The sequence below is a fragment of the Spirosoma endbachense genome (assembly GCF_010233585.1).
Classification (GTDB): Bacteria; Bacteroidota; Bacteroidia; order Cytophagales; family Spirosomataceae; genus Spirosoma; species Spirosoma endbachense.
In genome coordinates, this window is sequence record NZ_CP045997.1 from 6125415 (window position 1) to 6150632 (window position 25218).

Genomic DNA, 25218 nt, shown 5'->3' on the forward strand with positions numbered 1-25218 from the left:
TGGGTAATGAAAATAACAGGAATCGACATTGGCGACTACCGCCAGTTTAAAAATATAAAATTTGATTTTACGTATCCGGCCGACCACCCAACCAAAGCAGGTCTGCCGTTGGATAAGGTATGCTTTATCGGGCAGAGCGGTACAGGGAAGACGACGTTGCTGAATGTAATTTGGGATTTCTTTCAAGTTGTAAGCACCAGCTTTCAGCGATTAGCTAACAAACATATTCCTGTAAACGACGAACCTTATAAAACTTTCAAAGAAGTTACTATTCACTCCACTCTTGAAGAAAATAAAATTACGCTGGGTAGCTCCCTTCTTGGAGGAGATTCCGATTGGTTAGATCTAGATACAAAATCAGACTTCGCATCTTTAGGCTTTCATTGGTTAAAAGGTCAAAATATTTACAAAAATCTAAAAGAAATTACACGAGAAGGAAAACTATGCTTGTACATAGATGAATCTGCTGTTAGCTCATCTAAAAATCTTCTGGAGGAAAGAGATTCAGCAGATAAAAGTATAGTTATACTTAAAGAGCAGGCATCTAGTTTTACTGATACGAAAATCAACACGCCAATATTAGGCTTAAGTGAATACCCCTCTGAGAGTTTATGGTCAAGTGTACTAGGCGATATAGATAGTTATGATAATGATTTAAAGCAATTTGCAGCTAATCTGGTGAGCAAAAATTCATTCAGTGAGAACCGTTTAATTAGTCAAATAAGTCAGTGGCAGAAAGACCATCCAAACCCAAGGGCAGACTTAGCAGAAAACTGTTTGAATAAAATTCTTCGTCTACTTTATTTGGAAGTAGATACAGATGGCACTGAGTCTAGGCTTGTTTTAAAAACTAATCAGGGAGATCATATATCTGGAAAATACCTTAGTGCGGGGACCAAACAGTTGCTAACTACATCAATTCCAATTTATAAAATCAATATTAGTGAAGGAGTTATCTTGTTCGATGAACCAGAGCGTTCCCTATTCCCTGATATTCAGCGCGAACTAATAAGCCATTACACATCCCTCGCTCCTACGGCCCAGTTTTTCTTCGCTACTCACTCGCCCATTATCGCATCTGCTTTTGAGCCATGCGAACGGTTCATTCTGTATTTTGACGAGAATGGCGAAGTGAAGTTCCATAACGGTATTGCGCCAGAAGGCGACGACCCAAATGATATTTTGCGACAGGATTTTGCTATGGCCGACTTGATGTTACAGAAAGGATTGGAAGCTTACGAAAAGTACCGCCAGCTTGCGATGCAGATTCGGTCGGAAACAAATGAAGAAAAGAAAAACCAACTTATTGTCGAGCGGATAGAATTAGGTAATCGCTATAATTTCTGAGTCGAATGCGAAGAGTTAATAAGCCAGTAACCTCCGAGATTTTAAAGAACAAGCTTATTTACAAGGTTGGAGGAAATAATTCAAAGCTTGCAAAAGCATTATGTGATGAACAACATAATATCTGTGCTTATACGGAAACCTATTTGGGGCGTTCGGACAAGAAAGATATTGACCATTTCAATCCAACTCTGAAGGGTAAAGCAGAGGATGGCTTTGATAATTGGTTCCTTGTTAAATCGCAATGGAATAGCGAAAAAGCAACGAAATGGAACCCAGACCGACCTATCTTACATCCAACCTCTATTGACTTCGAGAACCGTATTATATATGTTGAAGGTGAATATTATCCAGCTTCAACAGCTGACAGTGCAGCAATAAACTTGATTCGATTGTTGAAATTGGATGATGAGCAATTGGCGAATACACGTAAACGCTACATAAAACGCATACGAGAAACCATTAGTTGGTCAGGAAAAACTAGCCAAAGGTTTATTGATGATTTATTATTGACTGACCGAGACGGACTTTACTTCATCCGCGCCATTGAAGAAGAATTACAGGTAAAAGTCAATTTTGACTTAGTGAAAACTAAATGACTGATATAAAAAAACGCCATATCGCCATCCTTGGCTCGACGGGCTCCATCGGAACGCAGGCCGTTGATGTGGTCAAGAGCCATCCCGACCAGTTTCAGGTCGAAGCGCTGACGACCAACAACAATGCGGACTTACTCATTGAGCAGGCCATCGACCTGAAACCTAACGTTGTCGTGATCTGCAACGAAACCAGGTACGATCAGGTATTTGGCGCGCTTGATCCGCTAGGCATTAAGGTATATGCAGGGGCCAAAGCGATAGCGTCGGTAGTGCAGATGGACACGATTGACATGGTCCTGACCGCAATGGTTGGCTATGCGGGTTTACTGCCGACCATTAAGGCGATTGAAGCCGGAAAATCCATCGCGCTGGCCAATAAAGAAACCCTTGTCGTTGCGGGCGAGCTAATTACCCGACTGGCTGCGCAAAAGGGTGTCAACATCTATCCGGTTGATTCTGAGCACTCTGCTATTTTTCAGTGTCTGGTTGGCGAGTTCCACAACCCGATTGAGAAAATCATCCTGACCGCTTCTGGAGGGCCATTCCGGGGGAAATCGCGGGAGTTTCTATCGACGGTCACGAAAGCGCAGGCGCTTAAACACCCCAACTGGACCATGGGTGCCAAGATCACGATCGACTCGGCTACGCTCATGAACAAAGGACTGGAAGTAATCGAAGCGAAATGGCTTTTCGGCCTGACACCCGCCCAGATTGACGTAATCGTGCATCCACAGAGCATCATTCATTCGCTGGTTCAGTTCGAAGACGGAAGCCTGAAAGCTCAGATGGGTCTGCCCGATATGCGACTGCCGATTCAGTTCGCCCTTGGGTATCCGAATCGATTGCCGTCCAATTTCCCTCGTTTCAATTTTCTGGACTATCCGTCACTAACGTTTGAAAAGCCGGACCTGGAAACATTTCGGAATCTGCAACTCGCTTTCGAAGCCCTCGATCGGGGCGGGAATGCCCCTTGTATTATCAACGCTGCCAATGAAGTAGCCGTAGATGCTTTTCTTCATGATCAGATTGGTTTTCTGGAAATTTCGGAGATAATTGAATTATGCTTAGCGAAATCGACCTTTGTTCAGAATCCGACTTATGACGATTACGTCAACTCGGACGATGAAGCCCGTCGATTAGCTTCAGAACGAATTAAAAGTTTTGTTTAACTGTTTGTATTATATGACCTGAACATATCGTTTTTACGATCACGACGTATTGAATTTAGCTGACCAATCCTGTAAATTACTCCTTTGGCATCGGCCCAGTTGATACGCAGTCGTTAAATAATCTTAAATTTGATCTTATCATTCTGTTGAATACATGGAAATTTTAGTGATGGCCGGACAGCTCATTCTGGGTCTGTCCATCTTGGTGGGGTTACATGAGTTAGGTCACCTGCTGGCCGCAAAAGCTTTTGGCATGCGGGTAGAGCAATATTTCATTGGATTTCCTCCTAAAATATGGAGTATCAAACGGGGCGAAACCGAATATGGCGTCGGAGCAATTCCGCTCGGCGGCTTCGTAAAAATCTCGGGGATGATCGACGAATCCCTTGATACGGCCCATACACATACCGAACCACAACCCTACGAGTTTAGGGCTAAACCAGCCTGGCAACGACTCATCGTTATGCTTGGCGGTATCATCGTAAACGTGATTGTTGGCATCCTGATTTTCGTGATCCTGACCTACAAAAACGGGAATACGTATCTGGCGGCCAAAGATGCGAAATACGGCATTGTTGCCTACGATTTGGCCAAGGGCATTGGTTTGCAAACAGGCGATAAGATTGTTAAAGTCAACGGCAAGCCGATCACCGATTTCAATGAAATTCGTAGCTCTGACGTATTCCTTGGTAATAATAGCTCCTATACGGTTGAACGAAACGGCAAGCTTGAAGACATTTATATCCCCAATAATTTTGTGGATAAGCTGGCCGACAAGAAATCTGCCGGTCAGTTTGTTGAAGCTATAGAGCCTTTTAAAGTTGGCGAATTAGTACCTGGTCAACCAGCGACCAAAGCTGGTCTGAAGAAAGGTGATTTTATAACAAGTGCCAATGGCAAGCCAATCCGGTTTTATCATGAGTTTACCGAAGTTGTAAAACCGCTGAAGGGGAAACCCATTGCTCTGGGCATCAATCGCAATGGACAGGCGCTTACGCTCAATATGACCACCACCGAAGAGGGAACGATTGGTTTCTACCCTGACCTGCTGCTTCCACTTACGAAAGAAGAGTACACGTTCGGCCAGGCGCTGTCTATTGGTACCAAAAAAGCATTCCAGGTTGTGTTTGACAACATTAAAGGTTTTGGCAAGATTTTCCGTGGTGAAGTATCGGCATCAAAAGCGCTGAGCGGCCCAATCGGTATCGCCCAAAACCTGTTTGGTGGCATTTGGGTATGGGATCGTTTCTGGACTGTTACAGGCCTCCTCTCAATGGCTCTGGCCTTTATGAACGCCTTACCAATTCCGGCGCTCGACGGTGGCCATGCCACGATTTTAGGCTACGAAATCATCTCTGGCCGCAAACCGTCTGATCGTTTTCTGGAAGCCGCTCAGCGGGTTGGTATGGTGATTCTGCTTGGCTTAATGGCCTTTGCTATCTTCAATGACGTCTTTAAAGCTGTTTTTTAAGCATTGAAATCGCCTAAATTAATCACAGCGCTGATAATAATGGTGGCCGGTTGCCTGATAGGCAGCCGGCCACTGACACTTCATGATTTTCATGCCAGTGTCACGCAGATGCAGTATAATTCGAAAGAACGAACGTTTGAAATTAGTGTCCGAATTTTTACGGACGATTTTGAAAAAGCATTATCTCAGGAAACAAATACCAAAGTACATTTATCAGGATCTCCGGGCGGACCGAATGATAAAAATGACCCGTTAATAGAAAAATATATTCGTTCACATTTTGCTTACGTAAATTCACAAAAACAAACTAAGGTTATTGAGTATGTGGGCAATGAGGTTGAGGCCGATGCAAATTGGATTTATCTCGAAATGCCGTATGCCGAACCATTTAAGGGGGGGGTGCTAAAGCAAAATGCACTCATGGAACTGTTTGATGATCAGGTAAATATGGTCAATATTCAATATCAGGGACAGAAAAAAACATTTGTTTTTAAAAAAAATCAGCCCGTTCAGGATGTTTCGTTCTGAATAATAAATTTATTGGTTCAGTGCCCATCCTATTTAATTACTTTTGCAGTAAACGCAGGTGACCTGTCGGTTCGTCATAGGTTAGTGCTATGGCACGGCTCTTGCAATTGGCTCATAACCTTGCCTTTCCTGACATTATAAGACACCTACCACATAATGAAAGCTGTCAGTTTGGCAGTTCACATATGATTTCAGAAAAAGAATTAGCTACCCGTTTGATGCTGGCCGATTTCGACTCGGACAATTTAGAGATTGTGCCACTTGGGTCGCCAGAAGGGTTAGATGATGATTATGACCTTCCGCCGAACCTGCCAATCCTGCCGGTTCGTAATACGGTGTTGTTTCCAGGTATGGTTATTCCCGTTACGGTGGGTCGGGCAAAATCAATCCGACTCGTAAAAAAAGCATATAAAGGAAACCGGATCATTGGTGTTGTCGCGCAGTTGAATCAACAAAAAGATGAACCAACCGCCGACGATCTCTATCGTTTCGGTACAGTGGCCTATATCATCAAGATGATTACGCTGCCCGATGGTAACATTACCATTATCATTCAGGGTAAAAAGCGCTTTGAAATTCAGCAGATCACGCAGGAAGAACCCTTCATGACGGCACAGGTTCGTCAGATTGAGGATTCGTTTCCAAGTGTGACGAAAAAGGAAGGAAAAGCCTTGCTGCAATCGCTTAAAGATTCGGCCTATAAAATTCTGCGGCTCAATCCGGAAATACCCCAGGAAGCACGTATTGCGCTCGATAATATCGAGAGCCCAACGTTCCTGTTACACTTCCTGTCGTCGAACATCAATGCCGAAGTAGGTGATAAGCAACGCCTTCTGGAAACGCTTGAAGGCAATCAGCAGGCGAATTTGCTGCTTGAATACATGCTCCGGGAAGTCCAGTTGCTTGAACTCAAGCGCGAAATTCAGTCCAAAGCATCCTCTGACCTCGATCAGCAACAGCGCGATTATTACCTGCGCCAGCAAATGAAGGTTTTGCAGGACGAGTTGGGCATGGATAACCCCGATCGTGAGATCGACGAGCTACGGATAAAGGCCGATCGCAAAAAATGGCCTACCGAAGTACGTTCTCATTTTGATAAAGAACTAAATAAGCTACAGCGTATCAACCCAATGGCGCCGGAATATCCGGTGACGATGAATTACGTCGAGTTGATGGTCGATCTGCCCTGGAATGAATACACCAAGGACAATTTTGATCTGAAGCGAGCGCAGAAAATACTGGATGCCGATCATTTCGGACTCGAAAAAGTAAAAGAGCGAATCATTGAATACCTGGCCGTTCTGAAGTTAAAGAACGACATGAAAGCGCCGATCCTGTGCCTTTACGGGCCTCCGGGCGTGGGTAAAACCTCGCTGGGCAAGTCGGTAGCTAAGGCATTGGGCCGTAAATATAGCCGGATGGCACTAGGTGGTGTTCACGATGAAGCCGAAATTCGGGGACACCGTAAAACCTACATTGGTGCTATGCCAGGTAAGGTGATCCAGAACATTAGAAAGTGCGGCACATCGAACCCGGTCTTTATCCTGGACGAAATCGACAAGGTTAGTTCAGATTTCCGGGGTGATCCATCGTCGGCCCTGCTCGAAGTTCTTGATCCTGAACAGAATTCGACGTTCATGGACAATTACCTCGAAACGGAGTTTGATCTGTCGAGGGTGTTATTCATTGCCACGGCGAACTCGCTCGATACCATTCACCCCGCCCTACGCGACCGGATGGAAATTATCGATATTGCGGGCTACACGGTAGAAGAAAAAGTCCAGATTGCGAAGAAGTATCTGATTCCCAAGCAGCGTAGAGATCACGGCCTGAAGCCCAAAGATTTACTGTTTGAAGACAAAGCCATTCTGCGGATCATTGAGGGCTATACCCGTGAGTCGGGGGTTCGGAATCTGGAGCAAAAAATCGGGGCTCTGGTCCGGAAAATAGCCAAATCCATCGCAATGGAGGAGGAATATAATCACACGATCAAAGCTGCCGACGTCCCTAAAATGCTGGGGGCCGAGATTTTCGATAAAGAGCTTTATGCCGATGATGACATCGCCGGTATTGTAACGGGGCTGGCCTGGACCCAGGTTGGGGGAGAAATTCTGCTTATTGAGTCGAGCTTGAGCCGTGGGAAAGGTGCCCTGACCTTATCGGGTCAATTGGGTGATGTCATGAAGGAGTCAGCCATAACTGCCCTCTCCTACCTGAAAGCCCACGCCGATGATCTGGGCATAGATTATCGAATTTTTAGTCATTACGATCTGCATATTCACATTCCAGCGGGGGCCGTACCAAAAGATGGGCCATCGGCGGGGATTACGATGCTGACATCCATGACGTCGATTTATACCCAGCGTAAAGTTAAGCCTTATCTGGCCATGACCGGTGAGGTTACATTACGCGGTAAGGTATTGCCAGTTGGCGGGATTAAGGAGAAAATTCTGGCAGCTAATCGGGCCGGTATCAAGGAGATAATCCTGTGTTCGAAAAACCGTAAGGATATTGAGGAAATCAATGCCTCCTATATCAAAGATCTCAAGTTTCATTACGCAGATACAGTCGATCAGGTACTTGAAATGGCGCTTTTACCTGGCAAAGTCGGCAAGCCGATGAAGTTTGTGTTACCCGAAGACAAAGAACAGCGTGAAGTAGAGCGCGTATATTAAGTACCAAAGGAGCGCGGCTCAAACGAATTTTAACAACTAAAAGCGGATAATCCGTTTGAGTCGTACAATTCGTTTGAGCCGCGTTTTTATCTTTACACCGTGCTTGATTTTCATAAACTTTCCGCCGACTATCAGCAGGCTTTGCTTCGCCAGATTGTACCGTTTTGGCTTAAACACAGCCGCGACGAGCAATGTGGTGGCTATTTTGACTATCTGACTGATACGGGGCAAGTTATTGAAGGCGATAAATTCGTTACCACTCAGGCACAACAGGTGTGGGCATTTGCCTGGCTCCACAATAAGTTTGATGGCCAGCCCGCCTGGCTTGAACATGCCCGTCACGGAGCTGTTTTTCTGAGCCAGTTTGCCCATAATGAAACGCTAAACGCCTATGGTCAACTCGATCGCCGGGGTCGTTCGGTCGCCCCTTCCAACGATTGTTTAGCCGATTGTTCGCTGGTTATAGCCTATGCTCAGCTCCATCGCGCCACCAAAGATGATGAGTGGGCAATGCTGGCCAGGCAAACTTTTTCGACTCTATTCCAACATTGGACCAATACGCGCACAGAGCAGGCACAGATCGTGGGTGGTTTTCGACAACAGTGTCACCTGAGCGAACCGGTGCTATTGCTTAAAACTTTACTTGAGATTCAATCGCTATTGGATGAGGAGACCTGGAAGGAAAACATAGAGGCTGTACTGAATGTGTTGTTACGCGAATTTCTGGATCGCCGTACGGATACATTGCGCGAGTACGTGCTGCCCGAAGGTTCGTTTTTCAATACACCCGATGGACGACGACTTAACGTTGGACTAACCTTTCAGGCAATTGGTTTTCTGCTTGATCTCTGCGCCGAATCAGGTAACCGTAAATTAGCCATGCAGGCTACAACCTGGAGTCTTCGCATGTGTGAGCTTGCCTGGTCGGAGTCGACGCTGGGGCTCAATCAGTATGTAGACCTGAAAAATCAACCGCTGATTTTCCCCGAATGGAGCCAGAAATGGGCATGGGTACAGGTTGAAGCGATCTCGGCGCTGGCTAAAAGCTACTTTCAAACTCGCCATCCAGAATGCCCGAAGTGGATTAAGCGTATCCATGATTTTACGTTCCAATACTTTCCGGACCCCAAACACACTGGGTGGCATGTAGCCGTTGGTCAGAACAATCAGCCGTTGCTGGCGGCAAAGGCAATTGCCCCAATTGGTTGCTTTTCGCTCATTCGGTGCCTCGCCGAAACGGCACAGACGCTAACTAAATGCGCCCAATTGCAGCCAGTAGGCCGACATATTCGCATAAATTGAACGACTATAAAGCAATCACGGCCAATTCTTGGGTATTGACTTCAGCAACCAGAAAATTGATTGAGCTTTTGTCATTTACAGCAATTGACGTAGAAAACGTATGACTTCCTGCTTCAATAAATTCTGAAACAAGCGTCTGCTGCCGGGTTGCGTGGACGGCGTCTAACTGATACAGGTTTATTTTTAATTGGCCATTCAAGAGCTTCCCGAACGTTTGTTTAAGGCATTCGGGAAGTTGACAATTAACGGGACTGATTATAGCCGTCAATAGCTCCTCTGACATTGCTATATTTTGCCAGCAACTCCTCCGCTTCTTCCCGACTAACCCCAATTTCGCTCATCACCATTTTGGCAGCCCGGTCCTGTAATTTAATATTGGTCAATTGCATATCAACCATTTTATTCCCCTTTACCCGACCTAGCTGAATCATGACCGAGGTAGAAATCATATTGAGCACAAGCTTCTGAGCAGTGCCTGCTTTCATACGCGTACTGCCTGTAACGAACTCTGGCCCAACAACCACTTCAACCGGAAATTCAGCGGCCTGCGCTACGGCAGAACCCGGATTACAGACGACACAACCTGTGAGAAGACCAGCCGCCCGCGCTTGATTCAAACCACCAATCACGTACGGGGTTCTGCCCGATGCGGCAATACCAATCACGGTATCATGCTCATCTGGATGATACGGTTCAATATCTTTCCAGGCTTGCTCGGCATCGTCTTCGGCAAACTCAACCGCTTTGCGGATAGCCCCATCGCCACCAGCCATCAGGCCAATCACCAGATCATGCGGAACGCCATAGGTAGGTGGGCATTCAGAGGCATCGACAACACCCAGCCGCCCGCTTGTTCCGGCGCCAATATAAATAAGGCGACCGCCTTCTTTCATCCGTTTGACAATCGCGGTAACCAATGCTTCAATTTGAGGAATTGCCTTTTCGACGGCAAAGGGCACCGTTTTATCTTCCTTATTAATATTCGTCAGCAAGTCGTGAACCGACATCTGCTCCAAATGATCGTAATGCGACGAGGTTTCTGTTATCATATACCAAAAGTAATAGGTCGTTATTTTAACTGGCAAATAATCCGATATTACTTTATAGGACTTTCGCTGAGAGTCGTGGCACGGTACTAAGGATGGATAAACTAACCGTGGCAAGGCTCGAAGCGAAAGGCATAAACTGAATGATAGAACGTGAACTTGCCGTTTTTGTCAGGATTAAATGATTTTCAACCGTTCTTCTTCCAAATCGATTTGATATAACTGCTGACGGATAATATCTTCATCAATCTTCGGGTCTTTGTTGAGTTCGGTAAGGTATTGCCGTTGAGTTTCGAGCAATTCCACAAAAATTACCTTTGTCTTTTCAGTCATCCAGCTATCATCGGTGGCTTTGGCCCGCTCTTCCCATTGCTTCAGGAATTTCTCCATACCGGCGTAACCATTCAGCTCGCTTTCATATTTATTTTTCAGAAACTGATAGACGTGTTGTTTCAGGCCTTGTTTCATGTTTCGTCTGGTCAACTCTTCTGGTTCTTCTTCGATAAAGCCGTCAAACAATCTCAACCGTTTTATCAAATAAGGGAGCGTAAGTCCCTGCACCAGGAGTGTAAGCAGGATCACAACAAACGTGACAAACAGAATCAGGTTCCTTTGTGGGAAAGCGATACCATTGTCTAGCGTGATGGGTATTGCTAAAGCCGCAGCCAGCGACACCACCCCCCGCATACCCGTCCAACCCAGAAGCAGAGGCATCAGCCAACGCCTTCTATTGGATCTGGCACGAGGAAGTACGCCAGGACGGAAGATAAACGTAGCCAGTAATGCTACATAAGAACTAATGACTCTGGCCGCAATCAACACGCCTGTTACCAATACGCCAGAGCCAATGGCGGTCCGTAATGGAATGCCTTTAGCATGTAGCCCTTCGACAATTTCGGGAAGCTCCAGGCCGATGATCAGAAAGACAATACCATTCAATATAAATACAAAACTTTCCCAGACACTAAAGCTCTGAATACGGCTGGCACTGTTTAGAAAAATAAGCCGCCTGGTCGACATAAACAAGCCACCGCTTACTACCGCCAGCACACCCGAGCAATGAAACTGCTCAGCTACCCAATACATAAAATAAGGCTCAATAAGCGTCAGTGCTATAGCTGATTGAGCATCGAGAGGGAGTCGTTTATGAGCCTCAACAAAAATCCAGGCCAGCAATAAGCCACTACCCGCACCACCTATTACCATCCATAAAAAACTCAGAGCCGCTTGCTGCCAGATAAACTGACCTGTAGCCACAGCTACCAGGGCAAACTGGAAAATGATCAGCGATGAAGCATCATTGAGCAGGCTTTCACCTTCCAGAATAGCCGAAGTGGATTTGGGAATTTTAACAAATTTGGTAATGGCTCCGGTACTCACCGCATCGGGTGGTGATATGATTCCTCCCAATAAAAATCCTAAGGCAATGGTAAATCCTGGAATGAAATGAGTAGCCACTACCGCTACCGACAATGCGGTAAAAAACACCACCAGAAAGGCAAAACTACCAATGATACGCCACCATTTTTTCATCTCCTTAAACGAGATCGTCCAGGAAGCCTCAAATAAGAGTGGTGGCAGGAAAATAAAAAAGATAAGGTCAGGATTGATTCGTACCCTTGGCAGACCCGAGATAAAACTAACTAACAGCCCGGCAATAACCAGCAGAACCGGATAAGCAATTTTCAGTTTGTTAGCCCACATGTTCAGCAACACGATGGCTGCTATCATGGCGAGCAGAAAAGGTAAAAGTGTGTGCATTAAACCAGGGTTGTGTAGTGCTTATATTTCTAAAAAAAATAGTTGCTCATTTGTTTACACGATGAACCGACGGTTCGCTTTGCAGGCATTGCATGAGAGATGAATTAATACCCGCCGTCGCGGCTCAATCAGTTGCACCCAGAAAAATAAAAAAAGTAATTACCTTATTCTTTAGCCGTCAGCGTCAATAATTCCTGAAGATAACCGCCCCAGATGGTCGGGTTGGAATGGGTACCATGGCCCGTCGTTTTGTCCGATATAGGCAGTAGAATGTAGCGACCCCGTTTAACGCTTCCGATGTGCTTTTCCATGAGTTGGAGTTCAGGGGGATTAACCTGATCATCAGCAGAGTTTATAGCAAACAAAGGCGCTTTTATTTTAGACAGATTAGGTGCGGGATTGTAGTCCCGGGAGGCATCAAATTGATAAATAAAATCATTGGCATCCAGGGACGTAAAATACCTCTGTTCCAGCATCACCAGGGACGAATCGGCCTTTGATTTGGTGGGCGACCCTTTTTGCATCTGAAACGGACTGCTGGTCATAAAAATCAGGGATGATATGGCACCCGTTAAGCCAACCTTTGGCTGCGAGGTATACTCCCCCTGTTTCCATTCCGGATCCATTTTAATCAGATCAATGGCCATTTTCCGCACCATCCGATTTCGACCCGCAATTTCTACAGGAAGGCTCGCCAGCGGCATCAGGGCATCCATAAAATCAGGGTAGGTATAGCCCCATACCCACGCCTGCATAGCGCCCATGGAGGTACCCAAAACCAGGCGAAGATGATTGACACCTAAATGCTCGGTGAGCAGTCGGTAGTTGGCGGCAACCATATCATCATAGGTGTATTCAGGAAACTTCATGCGTAAACCATTGCTTGGCTTGCTCGATTTTCCATGCCCTACGGCATCGGGTAATATGATATAATATTTGGCGACATCCAGCAATTGGCCGGGGCTGAATAGATTCCCGGCAAACAGATCGCTTAAAAAACCACGGCCACTGCCGGTCGTGCCATGCATGATTAAGACGGCATTGATCACCGTTCCGGTTTTGTCTTTTACTGGCTGCCCAAGGGTTGTGTAATGGATATTGAGTTGGGGGAGAACGTCACCAGTTTCAAATTTGAAGTTTTTGATTGCGTAATCTGATTCGGTACCCGTGGGAAATTTTGCCTGGGCATATCCATTTAGGCTGATCAGGATAGCACTCCAGAGCACTATAAATAGTTTCATTTTTCCAGTGAAGTGGGGTTTCTAATTTGGAAGTGACTAAAAATACAGGCTAACCGGTTGTAAAACAAGCTAAAGAGACAGATGTGGTGTTCTCCAAATGCTGGCTGGTTTGGGAGAGCACCTAGTAGTTGCTACGTATAAACTGAATTGGTCATTAATGGAAAACCGGCGCTGTTTGACCATCCTCTACTACAGGTCGAACAATCTTCCGACGGCCAATGAGCAAAATCAGCAGTGCGCCCGTTGCAGCCACGGCCATTATACTGATCATGGGCACTGCCGATTGAACATCAAATAGGCTTACGGCCACCGAAGCAAGCGCCCCAATGCCCATCTGGAGAGCACCCATCAGCGCCGATGCACTTCCGGCATTATTCGCAAACGGCGCTAATGATAACGCCGACGTATTAGGATTGGTAAAACCCAGGCAACACAGAAAGGCAAATAAAAACGCAATCGTGCTAAACAGTCCCAGCAAGCCCAATAGCGCACTAATTAAGAAAATGAGGCCAATTATCGATTGGCTCAGTAAGGCGACAGGTACAATCTGTTCACTTCGATAGTAACGCAAAGCGATACTGTTCAGTTGGCTGGAGCCAATAAAGCCGACAGACAAAAAGGCGAATATCCATCCATATCCCTGGCCACTGACTTTGTATATACCCATAAATACCTGCGCTGATCCAGCCACATAAGCAAACAAACCCGAGAACGTAACCGCACCTGCCAGCGCATAGGTATAAAACTGGGGCTCCCGAAGCACCGACCAGAACCGGGTAAGAATTGGTTTGGGCTTTAACGAATACGATGGATCAGGTTGATAGCTTTCAGGCAGCCAGAAAAAGGTAGCCAGCAGGATGAGTGTTCCCAACACCATTAAAATCAAAAATACCGCCTGCCATCCATAAGCCGCGATTACGTAGCCGCCTACTGTGGGGGCAATCATGGGTGAAGCCCCAAGCACCAGCAAGAGCAGGGAGAATACCTTGGCATTGTCCTCAATGGGAAACAAATCCCGGACCATTGCCACCGCAGCAACAGCAGCGGCACAACTACCAATCGCCTGAACAAATCGAAGAGCGATCAGCGTATCGACAGAGTGGATGAAAAGGCAACCGGCGGATGCTACTACGTAGAGAATCAGCCCCAGACAAAGCGGCTTCTTCCGCCCAAAGCGGTCAAGTAGCGGTCCATATAGCAATTGCCCGGCTGAGATGCCGATAAAGAAGCTCGACAGGGAAAGCGAGACACTGGCAACGGTGGTGTGTAGGTCTTTGGCGATAGCCAGAAAACCGGGCAAATACATGTCGATTGAGAAAGGGCCCAGAGCCGATAAGGAACCCAAAATCAGAATTAAAAAGACGTATCGTTTTGTCGTCATTAGTGCTGAATTACTTTACGAAGTAGTTATGGGCCAATTAGCAGACTCTACTTCAACTAGCGAAGAAATGCTCTTTAAGAAGAAGCAGTTACTTTTAATGGTTCCTCACAGGCAGCTACAAACTAAAAAGATAATCTACGTGATTGTTGCATAACTCATTTGTGGTAAGGTCCAACGGAAATTTTGATGACTAACTAATTCAGAAACGGCTATTTAGCCGAAAATTTGAGTTTTCAATAGTTGACCTTTTTCAAAATCCTTTCCGATTCCTCCTTAATCACTCCTCTAAGTCATCCAATTGAAACAAAACTTCGACAGTCGTATTAAAAACCTTAGCCATCCGTAAGGCAAGTACCGTGGATGGGATAAATTTCCCGGTTTCAATCGAATTTAGCCCCTGTCGGGATATCCCGATGTGTGTTGCCAGGTCGGCCTGTGTCCAGTTTTTCTTAGCTCGTTCCACCTTAATCGTGTTTTTCATACTCCGTACTTTTTTTTCGAAATCAACCAGCCAATAAAATAAAAACCCCAGCAATAGCCCGCCAGTTGTCCATAGCCAAACAGGTCGGGGTTCGAAATATCACATAGGCCAAGCAAAAACAACAGCATCAGCAGCATAGCTGTCAATGCAAAACCGATCACAACGGCTTCCAATTGCACCCGTTGCTTCACTTCGTCCAATACCGAAAAGTCGTTGATGAATTTAACAATAAAAATGGCGAACGTAATAATTGGTACTACTGCAATAAGTACCGAAACAGGTTGACTAAATCGTTGACCTGTTAACAGCCATGTTGCCGGCAAATAGGTGGCTACGTGCAGGAGGGCGAAGATAACCGAGCGTTGGTTCAGTTTTTTTTAGAGTGTTCCATTATGTTCTATTGTTTAGCTTCTTTCAAAGATATGTAAACGTTTCTTTTTGTCAAGTATTATAGACTTTTTGTCAAGTATTATGGCTCTTCGTGTAATGATGATTCTTATCAGTACTGAACATTGAAGAAGAATAAGCGTATTGAGACCTTAATAGGTTTTGTTCGTAAGTGAGGTGTTCCAACAGCCCCCTACATTTTGGTTGAAGTTAGCCACCGGCCTGACAAATGATGCGTTTTGCTCGATTACTGAAACTTCTTCAGCCTCTATCCAGCCAGGAAAAATCAATTAGGCTCAAGTCGGGTTTCAGTTTGTGATTCATACCATCGATAAGCCTGTGAGAGCTACTCACCCCGCTTGCGTTGTAGTATGTAGGCTACGAAAAAGTGGGACAGGTACTTAAATCAAAGTAGGAAATGTCCGATTATCCTTGAAAGACCAGATGCTACTGAGCTACTTTTAACTCCAGTCGAAACAGACTCGCCTAAACGGGTAAGGACACGATGCCGTAGGCCCGAAGATGAGATGGAGTTACAGAAGTACAAGCGATGAAGGCGGAAAATCCATCATATAGATAGTATCTTTAAAAACCAGATGAAGAAGCCTTAAGCCCTGGTTCAAATACCACCATGTTTCTAGAAAAGATCAAATCCGGAGAATCAGGCGTGCTGCTTTACGGCATCACTCCGCCCAAAGCCGGTACTACCCCTGAACGCATTGCCGAAATTGCCCAAAAAACAATGGAGCGACTGTCTACCCTGGATATCGATGCACTCGTGGTATATGATGTACAGGATGAGTCGGCCCGGACAACAGAAAAAAGGCCCTTTCCGTTTTTAAATGCGCTTGACCCTCTTGTTTTTGCCGCCGACTATCTGTCGACTTTAAACATCCCGAAAATAATCTACCGACCTGCCGGCAAATTTTCTAACGTCGAGCTATCAGCTTGGCTGGAAGAGCTGCACGGATACAATTTCTACCCTGTTTTTGTAGGCGTACCAGCGCCGGATTTCCCGGTAAAAACTAGCCTCCCGGAAGCTTACAAGATCTGGAGCAAACACCAGGATACCTCCGTTATCGGTGCTGTAACCATCCCCGAAAGGCATAAAGTGCTGAAAGATGAAGATGTCAGGATGCTGGATAAGATGAACTGCGGAGTATCTTACTTTATTTCACAGTGTGTTTTCAATCTTGACTACGCAAAGCAGGTCATCGAAGACCTGGCGATCAGTTGTAACAGGGAGCACATAAAATCCCCGACCATCATTTTCACGATTACCGCCTGTGGATCTACCAAAACACTGCATTTTATGGAGTGGCTAGGTATTCACGTACCGGATGAATTGAAAGAAGACCTGAAAAAATCAGACGATATTCTGGAGAAATCTGTAAAGATATGCCTCGATATCGCTTCGGAGCTGACCACCTACTGTATGGAACGCTCTATCCCCTTCGGCTTCAATATCGAAAGCGTTGCCATTCGCAAAGCCGAGATCGAAGCGTCAATCTATTTAGCCAATGAGATAGGTCAGATGCTTCATCATAAAGGGGTAAGGAAGTCGTCAGAAAGTAAGGATTATGAAGTCACGAACGGTTACAGATAAGTATGCGTGGTACTAATTTTGAAAGAGATGGTTACTCCCTTTACCAGTTTGAAAAACAGGACTGGATGTCTCTAAAAAAAATAAGACTCGAAGCGTTGACAGAAGAACCAGGAGTCTTCGGTAGCTCATTTGCAAAAGAATCACTGCTTTCCGATAGTAGCTGGCAGGAAAGGCTCGCTGCGAAAGATAAGGCGTATTTTGGGCTGTTTCTGGATAATGGAGAATGCGTTGGCATCACTGGTATCGGAAGACAAACAAGCATGGGCAATTCGGTTGTTCTGGTCGCTTCCTATATAAAGAAAGAACATCGAGGCCGAGGATTATCGAAACTCTTTTACGATGCACGGATCGACTGGGCCAAACAAAATGGATACGATAAAGCCATAGTTTCACACCGTGATACCAATCTAATGTCGAAAGCGGCTAATCAGAAGGCTGGCTTCAACTTCACTCACTCGGAAGAACGAGTGTGGCCTGACGGAATACGATCAAACGAGTTATTTTATGAGCTTTGTTTGTAGTCACAGCTCAATGCGGAGTTTGCAACGTAGTGTGTATACTATGCGACTGATCGTATTTGACAGGTATTAAAAAAATGACAATCCTACTCCAGTTCGAAGCAAATACTAATTTGATCGGACGGCATAGGCCGCGCTACGCCGAAGCAGACTGTCTTACTAAGCTCCTTTGGCTAACATCTTCCCTGAACTAGTTGGCCGCCCGGCCCCTATCAGATGCATATCAATGTAAACGAAAGCCCAGGTTTCGCCGGGCACCCGGTGGCGAAATGTGCCAGATGAAGCCTCTGTGGCGCGGCCGTATTTCGACGATTTTAATGGCTGTCCGACTCAATCATCGGTTGGCGAAATACAACTAACCTAACACTCAAAATTTTAAAGAATTTTCCGCCAACATTACGTACCTTAACGCATACTTTCCTCTATACTCGTCAACATGCCTAGCCCTAATCTTTATGCCTTAATTGTGGGTATTGGCGCTTACGAACGGGTACGCCCTTTACGCGGGCCCGTTAACGATGCGCTTTCTGTCAATAATTATTTAGGACTATTAGCGCCCCATTTCACCCTGAACATACAGGTCCTAACCGACCAGCAAGCCAATAAAACCGCCATTATTGACGGGTTTCAGACCCATCTGGCTCAGGCGGGTCCGGATGATACCGTGCTGTTTTATTTTGCCGGGCATGGCACGCAGGAAGCCGCCGATTCAACAATCTGGCTCACCGAAACCGACGGACAACTTGAATGCCTGGTTTGCCATGATGCGGGCACTGCCAATACATGGGATTTTCTGCTGGCCGACAAAGAACTGCGCTACCTCATCGGTCAGGTCGGCGCAACGGGGGCGCACGTCGTCACCGCGTTCGATTGCTGTCATTCGGGCGATAATACCCGATCCGACGTGTTGCTGATGGCCGCGCTTGCCGAACAGGATGTGCGCGAACGACGACTGACCTTCAACGCCCCTCAACGCCCGTATAATGGCTTTTGTTTTCACACCACGGTGCCGGCTGAATTGATTAAAAGCCATGGCATCGAAACGGCGCTGCCTCAGGGTGCGCATGTTCAGATGGCCGCCTGTGAGTCGGATGAGAGTGCGGTGGAAGTTAATGGCGAAGGCGTTTTTACCAAACATCTGCTGGCGGTGTTGGGAGCGGCTCACGGGCAGTTATCGTATGGCGATTTGCACAACCGCGTTCGGCAAACGATGCGGTTCGGCTACGAACAGCACCTACGAATATATACACCGGCGGCAGGCTCACCCAGCGATGGTGGGGATAGCCTGCTGAGCCGGGGATTTCTGAACCAGCCGCTTGATGCCGATACGCTCACGGCCTCTGTTATGTTCAATAGACAGGAAGGCTGGCTGCTCGACGTGGGGGCTATTCATGGAGTCGGGAAGTCCGATCAAACTATTTATCTGTATGACCGCGATGGAGAACGTTATCTGCTCGGTATTGAACGGATCGGGGCCGATTATAGCGTTGTAACCCTTCCCGATGCTTTACGGCCTATACTCGACAAAATGATCGTCTATCGGGCAACAGTGGCGGGTCTGTTGAGTCAACCCATTCGGCTTCAGTTGTTCAATCACGGTGGCCTGGCAAGCGATTTACCCGATTTGTTGAGCGAGCTAAACAATCGGGCTGGCGCCTGCTTCGTGACGGAAGATGATCCGGCTAAAGCCGACTATTGCCTGCACGTTCGTAACGGACTCTATTACATCACCCATCCTGATATAACCGATCCGTTAGCCCACGAGCGACCACTCATTCGCCCCGTTCAGGCCGACAATCCGCAGGCGTTTGAGGGATTGGCGGAAGACCTGCGCCACCTGGCCCGCTGGCACTACCTGACCCATCTCCGTAACCCCGAGGTTACTGATCCGGTATTAAATGTAGAGGTAGAAACCACATCGGAGCAGTCCATACCCTTAACTGAAGCCCATCCAGCGCCATTGCCTGTTCAGTTTACCCGTATAAACCCAACTAAACCTTATTTGGCGCAACTTCGCATTCGGCTGACTAATCCCAATGATCAGGCGCTGTATTGTACGGTGCTGTATCTTTCGCGGGATTTTGGTTCGTTTCTGGATTTTCTGCCCACAAATTACCGCCTGGAAGCTGGCCAAAACGTCGCGTTGGGTTTGGCCGATCGAAAAGCGCCGACGGGTCGGCAAACAACATTGCGGCTGGGACTGGAAGAGGTAATCCGACAGTATAACTGGCCCACGGTTTTCGAACAGATTAAATTACTTATTACGACGGAGCCGCTGTCGGAGAAAACACTGGCGTTTATAAAGTTAAACGCGCTGCCTTCGCCCCCAGTACTGACCGACCGCAACAAACCGGAGGGAATGAACCGGGGAGCATTCGAAATCGACGCCGACGAAACCGAACCCCTACCCGAATGGAGTACGCAAACTATTACCCTTCAACTAGTTAATCCGCTTTACAACCAGGTTCGGGCGGATGAAGTAAGCCAAATGCTGGAACCGGTTGCTGACGGGTCTTACTCCGTTCAGACTGATTTTGCACTGGGTTTATATTACAAAATGACCCAGGCCAATGGGTTGCTGCCAGATTTACAACTCCGCGACGAACTGGTTTTGATACACCCGGCCGAGGGCGAACGTGGGCTCTGGAACGACCTGAAAGTAGGCATTGCCAATCGGATAGCGAACCAGTTACGGAATCGGCAATACCGACAAAACCTGATCCGCTATCCAGACCGTATCCGCATCGTGGCGGAGGGTGATTCCTGGTTCCATTATCCGTTTCTGCTGCGGGATATTGTCGATTATCTGTCGGGAGTTTATACCGTTTACAACGTAGCCAGTGCGGGGGCCACGATGGATGACTACCTGAAAGAGGGTAGTTTTCTGGAGGCTATCGCACAGGTAAAACCAGCATTTTTCCTTCTAAGCGGAGGGGGCGATGAGTTATTTGGTGAAGCCTTTCCCCGACTCATTCGCGACGTACCCCGTACCGACGTATCGGATGCTTCCCGATATGTGTCCGACGCTATTGACGAAACGTTGGCGCAGCTAAATGAACGCTTCACCCGTATGCTGCGACTCGTGCAGCAGGGATATCCGAAGGTAAACGTACTGATACACGGTTACGATTATGTCATTCCGGCAAATACCGCCATGAATAGGCAACCCGGCTGGCTAGGTAAAATCCTGGTAGCCAAAGGTATTACGGACGCCAACGAGCGCGAAGCAATTATCCGCTATGTAGTCGATGCCTTTAACAACGAACTCCGCCGGGTGTCGGATGCTTATTCGAACGTAACGTATCTTGATTTGCGCAGTACGATTCAGCGCACCAACCGGCCCGCCGATTACTGGTACGATGAAGTTCATCCCAACGACAAAGGCTTTCTGCGTTTGGCTTCACGATATGTAAGCCACATCAACCACAAGGAAGGAAAAACCGACAGTATCGATGCCGCATCCACCGACGCAACCGGTGAGGATGGCGACGCCCCCGAACGTTGGTCAACCGCTTACCTGGAAAGCAAGCGCCTGTTAGGCGACCCTTTGGCCGACCACGTTATCGAAACATTGCTGGCCGAAAACCAAAAAGGCGAAATCGACCAGATTTTTCAGGTGCTCGTGCGAAACCGACACTTTCCCAATCCTGCTTTCGACGTGCTGCCTGATCCGGTTAAGCGCATCGTTGAGAATTATTTCGGGCAAACCCGCCAGCTACCCGCCAACGCCGAGCCGTTCAAACTGATGATCGCCAGCGAGGTGTTCAAGCATCATGGCCCGAAAATCCTGTTTATTCTGCTCTGCAAGTCGCTTCCGCTTTGCTACACCTGCTGGCGAGGGGCCAAAGTGCTGTATCGCACCGGTCGGTTGCGCGTTAACGACGGCTCTCTGGATGCCTTTAGCCGACGGGTAATGGAAACCGCCCAGTTTGTGGTAGACATGATGACGCACAATAATTTTGAGCATGACGGTACAGCCATTGTCGCTACGCAGAAAGTCCGGCTTATACACGCGACCATCCGGTACTTTGCGCAACAGCGGGCCTGGGACATAGATACTTACGGCATTCCCATTAACCAGGAAGATTTAGCCGGTACGCTCTTGTCCTTCAGTGTAACTATCCTTGATGGGCTGGACCAGCTCGGCGTAATGCTCACGCCCGAAGAGCGTAGTGCGTATATGCACCTGTGGAGCGTCGTAGGGACGATGATAGGCATTGACCCCGATCTGGCAGTAGAAGACGAAAACGAGGCTCGTGCCCTGATGAAGGCCATTATGGACCACCAGGCCGGACCTTCCATGGAAGGGGCCGAACTAACCAATGCGTGCATCGAGCTCATGAACGAGCGGATGGTGGTGGGGCCGCTCAAGCGGCTGTCGCCTTATTTTGTCCGATTTTTCATTGGCGATCACTACGCCGACATGCTCCGCATCGCAACCGTCGATCCAGACAACTCGTTTGTACTGGAAGCGGCTCAATGGTTAGACAAGGGCATTCGGGGAATGAACGAGCGGAACCTACTGCTGGCAGCTTTGGGCCGCTCGTTGAGCCACAGCATGGTCACTGGATTCATGCGGTTTACCAATGCCGCGAAACACGAACAGTTTTACTTACCCTCGGCTCTGACCGACGACTGGGAGGCCGTCACGCCCGACTTTCGGATTCCACCCCTCGATCGTATTGAGGATATGATCAGTTACCTGGATAAACTGGCGCGCCACTTTCGGGCACAGAACAATCCAATGGGGCTGTTCTGTGCTGTTTATAAACTGGTTACGGAGCGCGTGGCAGCTGGTATCCGACTCGGCCTATTTGAGAATCCGGTGGAGATGGAACAGGTCGATGTGGGATTTGGAAACCGTTATTTTGAGGCTATCAATCTGTACTTCGACGGCAAACCCGCACCGGGTCCCTGGCAACTTTCGTTCGATGCTGCCCAGACGCTCCTCACTACCGATCAGCATATTTTTTCGGCAGCCAACGCGCATATCACGTATGACCTGCCCATTGTCGTAGCGGAGGTATATCGAGGTAAAGACATTGAGCGGTTCAAAGACGATTTTACCCAGATGAACGCGCTCTTCGACGATCTGTACCACCAGATGAACGACAATGTCGGGCGGATCTTCCGGCCTTTCGGTCGTATACTGACCTACTTTTCCGACCAAATCATACGACTTGAGAGCGAAGTGATGAAAAAAGGCCGTGAGCTGGCCTGGCAGAAAAGCGGACAACTTCATCGGGCAACCGACACCACCGAATACGCCCGGCTGCTCGCCCAGCTTGAAGCCGACGCCACCGCGTTGGGCGACGCTATCGTGCATCCGCCGGTGTTGTTGCGAATGCCGTTGCAACGCATTGCCAAACAGGAATTCGGAACGGCCGCCCACAAAATAGATGTTATGCTTCGAACGGCGTTGCTGCCCGAAGTCGCTTAATTACCCGTTGATCCATGCCCATAAAACGCTGTTATCTCTTCGCCTTGTTGGCCTTCCTGCTGATTAGTTCGCTTCGGGCAGCGCCGGTCGTTGTTCAGGACCCAGCTCAATCCTATAATCTCTTCAATGCCAGTACGCTGCTGGAGACGAAAGCAGGGAGTTTATCGATGAAGGCTTTGCTGCAAAACCCAGAACGGTATCAATTTGTACCTACCCAGCATGGGCTGATCAAACCTTATTATCGCCAGTTTGAATACTGGTTTCGGTTCGAGCTGACAAACCAAACCGCATCGGACCTGTTTCTGCACTTCGTTTACGCTGGAACCGAATACATCACCGTTTATGAAGTGGCTGATGGAAAGCTCCTGGAGACCTATCAACTCGGCACGCTCCAACCCCAACGGACATACACATATCTGAAAAGTAATGAAGTGTGCCCTACGTCGGTTCGCCAGGGCCAAACGCACGTCTTCTATGTGCAGATGCGCGGAGTATTCACTACGGCGCTGCCCATCTACGCCCAGGCCACGGGGATGTTGTTGCAAACGTTGCACCGGGACGATCTGTTTTACGGCCTCTATTACGGATTTATCCTGATTATCATTATTTACAGCCTGCTTCTATACGTTCGGCTTCGGGAAAACGATACGCTCCTGTATAGCATCTGGGTCATTTTTATGGGGCTGCAACTGGCCCTTTTTCGGGGTCATACCAACGAGTTTTTCTGGCCGTCGAACCCCGCTATCGAGCGCTACGCTACGGTCCTGGCCGGGCTTACGGGGCTGGTGCATATCCCGTTCACGCTGGCCTTTCTTCGTCTGCGCCAGCGAGCTCCGCTATTCTACAAACTGGGCATCGGCATACTGATCCTCTACGCGATCGGGATCGTTCTCAACCTCATCGGCGTCAGTGCGTCAGTGGGCGAAAGCCGTCGGTTGGACTTTGTTCCCCAAATTGCCTTGCTGGAAGGCATTTTCAGCGTAACGGCGGGGATCATCATCTTCCGTCGGGGATTCCGGCCCGCCCTGTTCTACGTCATTGGTAACCTGGTCTTTTTTGCGTCTATTTTCCTTTTTCTGGCTTACGCCAACGGGACGTTACCGTACTCGTTCTGGACTTATAATAGCCTGCATCTGGGGTCGGGCATTGAGATTATTCTATTTACGCTCGCCCTGACCAACAAGGTAAACCTGCTCAAACAACAGCAGGAAGCTGCCGTACAGGAACAGCTTCGACTGACCGAAGCCAACCGGCAACTGGTAGCGCAGCAGAACACTATCCTGGAAGAAAAAGTAAGCCTACGCACGGCGGAACTACATAGTCAGAAGGAAGAATTGCAGAAAACATTAACCACGCTGCAGGCCACCCAGACGCAACTGATTCAGCAGGCAAAACTTGCGTCGCTGGGCGAAGTGACGGCGGGTATTGCCCACGAAATCCTGAATCCGCTCAACTTCGTCAATAATTTCGCCAAAATGTCGGTCGAGCTGGCCGATGAGTTGAAAGAGGGTGTAGAAACGAACGACTATCCGTTGGTGACCGATCTGACGGGTGATATCCGAAAAAATTTACAGTCTATCGCACAGAACGGACAGCGGGCAGCGGACATCGTTGGAAATATGCTTGAACACGCCCGTACTGGCACCTCTGGCCCGCGCCAACCCACAGACCTTAACGCTTTGGCCGACAGGTACATCCATTTGAGCTATCACGCCCTGCTGGCCAAAGACAAGTCGGGTTCGCTGGCTCAACTTAACGCCCAGCTAATTACCGACCTAGACCCTAAGGTGGGCATGATTGATCTGGTGCCGCAGGATATGGGGCGGGTGTTGCAGAATTTGTTCAATAACGCTTTTTACGAAGTGGCTCAGAAAGCCCGGAAGCAGCCTGCCGATTATCAGCCAACTGTATGCGTTCGGACGGAACGGACGAAAAACGAAGTTAAACTCACCGTATACGACAATGGTGCAGGCATTCCCGTGTCGATCCGTCCCAAGATTTTTCAGCCATTTTTCACGACCAAACCCACCGGACAGGGTATTGGGCTGGGCCTATCGCTCAGCTACGACATCGTTACCAACGGCAACGGCGGGCGTATAGACGTTCACACGGAAGAAGGCAATTTCACTGAATTTCACGTTTATCTACCACTTAGTTCCTCTGGATCATGAGTTCCCAGGAACTTCCTACGATCGCAGTCCGCTTTTGCAAGTCCGGACAGGAGGGCTGATAGATGTCGGGGCCAACGAATCGCTCATTCCGCTGCTGC

17 protein-coding genes are annotated in these 25218 nt (G+C 47.8%); 11 read left to right on the forward strand and 6 right to left on the reverse strand.

Annotation, left to right across the window (positions count from 1 at the left end):
* Nucleotides 1-6: 6 nt before the first annotated feature.
* The 7 genes from GJR95_RS24860 (at nt 7) to GJR95_RS24890 (ending at nt 9088) form a co-directional block, all read left to right on the forward strand.
* A complete protein-coding gene (locus GJR95_RS24860) occupies nt 7-1347 on the forward strand; it encodes an AAA family ATPase (protein WP_162388442.1) in 1341 nt (446 codons plus the stop codon).
* A 5-nt stretch (nt 1348-1352) separates the two neighbouring features.
* Nucleotides 1353-1943: an HNH endonuclease family protein gene (locus GJR95_RS24865; protein ID WP_162388443.1), complete on the forward strand. Its 591-nt coding sequence runs from the start codon at nt 1353-1355 to the stop codon at nt 1941-1943.
* Entirely contained in the window at nt 1940-3112 is a 1173-nt protein-coding gene (locus GJR95_RS24870; RefSeq protein WP_162388444.1) for a 1-deoxy-D-xylulose-5-phosphate reductoisomerase, read from the forward strand. The genes GJR95_RS24865 and GJR95_RS24870 overlap by 4 nt, the downstream gene beginning before the upstream one ends.
* A 154-nt stretch (nt 3113-3266) precedes the next feature.
* A complete protein-coding gene (rseP, locus tag GJR95_RS24875; protein WP_162388445.1) occupies nt 3267-4583 on the forward strand; it encodes an RIP metalloprotease RseP in 1317 nt (438 codons plus the stop codon).
* A gap of 3 nt (nt 4584-4586) precedes the next feature.
* Nucleotides 4587-5111 carry a DUF6702 family protein gene (locus tag GJR95_RS24880; RefSeq protein WP_232540855.1) on the forward strand — a complete coding sequence of 175 codons (525 nt, stop codon included), beginning with the start codon at nt 4587-4589 and terminating at the stop codon, nt 5109-5111.
* Between the two features lie 185 nt (nt 5112-5296).
* A complete protein-coding gene (gene lon, locus GJR95_RS24885) occupies nt 5297-7786 on the forward strand; it encodes an endopeptidase La (protein ID WP_162388446.1) in 2490 nt (829 codons plus the stop codon).
* A gap of 99 nt (nt 7787-7885) precedes the next feature.
* Nucleotides 7886-9088: an AGE family epimerase/isomerase gene (locus GJR95_RS24890; protein ID WP_162388447.1), complete on the forward strand. Its 1203-nt coding sequence runs from the start codon at nt 7886-7888 to the stop codon at nt 9086-9088.
* 242 nt (nt 9089-9330) lie between these two features.
* On the opposite strand, the gene murQ is transcribed toward GJR95_RS24890, so the two are convergent.
* The 6 genes from murQ to GJR95_RS24920 form a co-directional block, all read right to left on the reverse strand.
* Nucleotides 9331-10137: an N-acetylmuramic acid 6-phosphate etherase gene (gene murQ / locus GJR95_RS24895; RefSeq protein ID WP_162388448.1), complete on the reverse strand. Its 807-nt coding sequence runs from the start codon at nt 10135-10137 to the stop codon at nt 9331-9333.
* Nucleotides 10138-10311: 174 nt separating this feature from the next.
* Nucleotides 10312-11895, reverse strand: a complete 1584-nt coding sequence (locus GJR95_RS24900) for a Na+/H+ antiporter (RefSeq protein ID WP_162388449.1) — start codon at nt 11893-11895, stop codon at nt 10312-10314.
* Between the two features lie 164 nt (nt 11896-12059).
* Nucleotides 12060-13136 carry an alpha/beta fold hydrolase gene (locus tag GJR95_RS24905; protein ID WP_162388450.1) on the reverse strand — a complete coding sequence of 359 codons (1077 nt, stop codon included), beginning with the start codon at nt 13134-13136 and terminating at the stop codon, nt 12060-12062.
* 154 nt (nt 13137-13290) lie between these two features.
* Nucleotides 13291-14517, reverse strand: coding sequence for a multidrug effflux MFS transporter (locus GJR95_RS24910; RefSeq protein WP_162388451.1), 1227 nt, complete (start codon nt 14515-14517; stop codon nt 13291-13293).
* Between the two features lie 277 nt (nt 14518-14794).
* Complete coding sequence (locus GJR95_RS24915; protein ID WP_162388452.1) at nt 14795-14998, reverse strand: helix-turn-helix transcriptional regulator; 204 nt, start codon at nt 14996-14998, stop codon at nt 14795-14797.
* A complete protein-coding gene (locus GJR95_RS24920) occupies nt 14995-15321 on the reverse strand; it encodes a hypothetical protein (RefSeq protein WP_162388453.1) in 327 nt (108 codons plus the stop codon). Before GJR95_RS24920 ends, GJR95_RS24915 begins: the two co-directional genes overlap by 4 nt.
* A gap of 695 nt (nt 15322-16016) precedes the next feature.
* Between GJR95_RS24920 and GJR95_RS24925 the strand changes: the two genes are divergently transcribed.
* From GJR95_RS24925 to GJR95_RS24940, 4 genes are all read left to right on the forward strand, one after another.
* Nucleotides 16017-16991 (forward strand): methylenetetrahydrofolate reductase, encoded by a 975-nt coding sequence (locus tag GJR95_RS24925; RefSeq protein WP_162388454.1) that lies wholly within the window; start codon nt 16017-16019, stop codon nt 16989-16991.
* 2 nt (nt 16992-16993) lie between these two features.
* Nucleotides 16994-17512 (forward strand): GNAT family N-acetyltransferase, encoded by a 519-nt coding sequence (locus tag GJR95_RS24930; protein WP_162388455.1) that lies wholly within the window; start codon nt 16994-16996, stop codon nt 17510-17512.
* A 433-nt stretch (nt 17513-17945) separates the two neighbouring features.
* Nucleotides 17946-22949 (forward strand): DUF5995 family protein, encoded by a 5004-nt coding sequence (locus GJR95_RS24935; protein ID WP_162388456.1) that lies wholly within the window; start codon nt 17946-17948, stop codon nt 22947-22949.
* A gap of 14 nt (nt 22950-22963) precedes the next feature.
* On the forward strand, nt 22964-25120 hold the full coding sequence (locus GJR95_RS24940; RefSeq protein WP_162388457.1) for a sensor histidine kinase: 2157 nt from the start codon (nt 22964-22966) through the stop codon (nt 25118-25120).
* The last annotated feature ends 98 nt before the right edge of the window (nt 25121-25218 follow it).

Coding starts and splice junctions, on each gene's coding strand:
- GJR95_RS24865 (WP_162388443.1), top strand. CDS start 1,353: ATGCGAAGAGTTAATAAGCCAGTAACCTCCGAGATTTTAAAGAACAAG.
- GJR95_RS24930 (WP_162388455.1), top strand. CDS start 16,994: ATGCGTGGTACTAATTTTGAAAGAGATGGTTACTCCCTTTACCAGTTT.
- GJR95_RS24915 (WP_162388452.1), bottom strand. CDS start 14,998: ATGAAAAACACGATTAAGGTGGAACGAGCTAAGAAAAACTGGACACAG.
- GJR95_RS24940 (WP_162388457.1), top strand. CDS start 22,964: ATGCCCATAAAACGCTGTTATCTCTTCGCCTTGTTGGCCTTCCTGCTG.
- GJR95_RS24905 (WP_162388450.1), bottom strand. CDS start 13,136: ATGAAACTATTTATAGTGCTCTGGAGTGCTATCCTGATCAGCCTAAAT.
- GJR95_RS24900 (WP_162388449.1), bottom strand. CDS start 11,895: ATGCACACACTTTTACCTTTTCTGCTCGCCATGATAGCAGCCATCGTG.
- GJR95_RS24860 (WP_162388442.1), top strand. CDS start 7: ATGAAAATAACAGGAATCGACATTGGCGACTACCGCCAGTTTAAAAAT.
- GJR95_RS24925 (WP_162388454.1), top strand. CDS start 16,017: ATGTTTCTAGAAAAGATCAAATCCGGAGAATCAGGCGTGCTGCTTTAC.
- murQ (WP_162388448.1), bottom strand. CDS start 10,137: ATGATAACAGAAACCTCGTCGCATTACGATCATTTGGAGCAGATGTCG.
- GJR95_RS24910 (WP_162388451.1), bottom strand. CDS start 14,517: ATGACGACAAAACGATACGTCTTTTTAATTCTGATTTTGGGTTCCTTA.
- GJR95_RS24870 (WP_162388444.1), top strand. CDS start 1,940: ATGACTGATATAAAAAAACGCCATATCGCCATCCTTGGCTCGACGGGC.
- lon (WP_162388446.1), top strand. CDS start 5,297: ATGATTTCAGAAAAAGAATTAGCTACCCGTTTGATGCTGGCCGATTTC.
- rseP (WP_162388445.1), top strand. CDS start 3,267: ATGGAAATTTTAGTGATGGCCGGACAGCTCATTCTGGGTCTGTCCATC.
- GJR95_RS24935 (WP_162388456.1), top strand. CDS start 17,946: ATGCCTAGCCCTAATCTTTATGCCTTAATTGTGGGTATTGGCGCTTAC.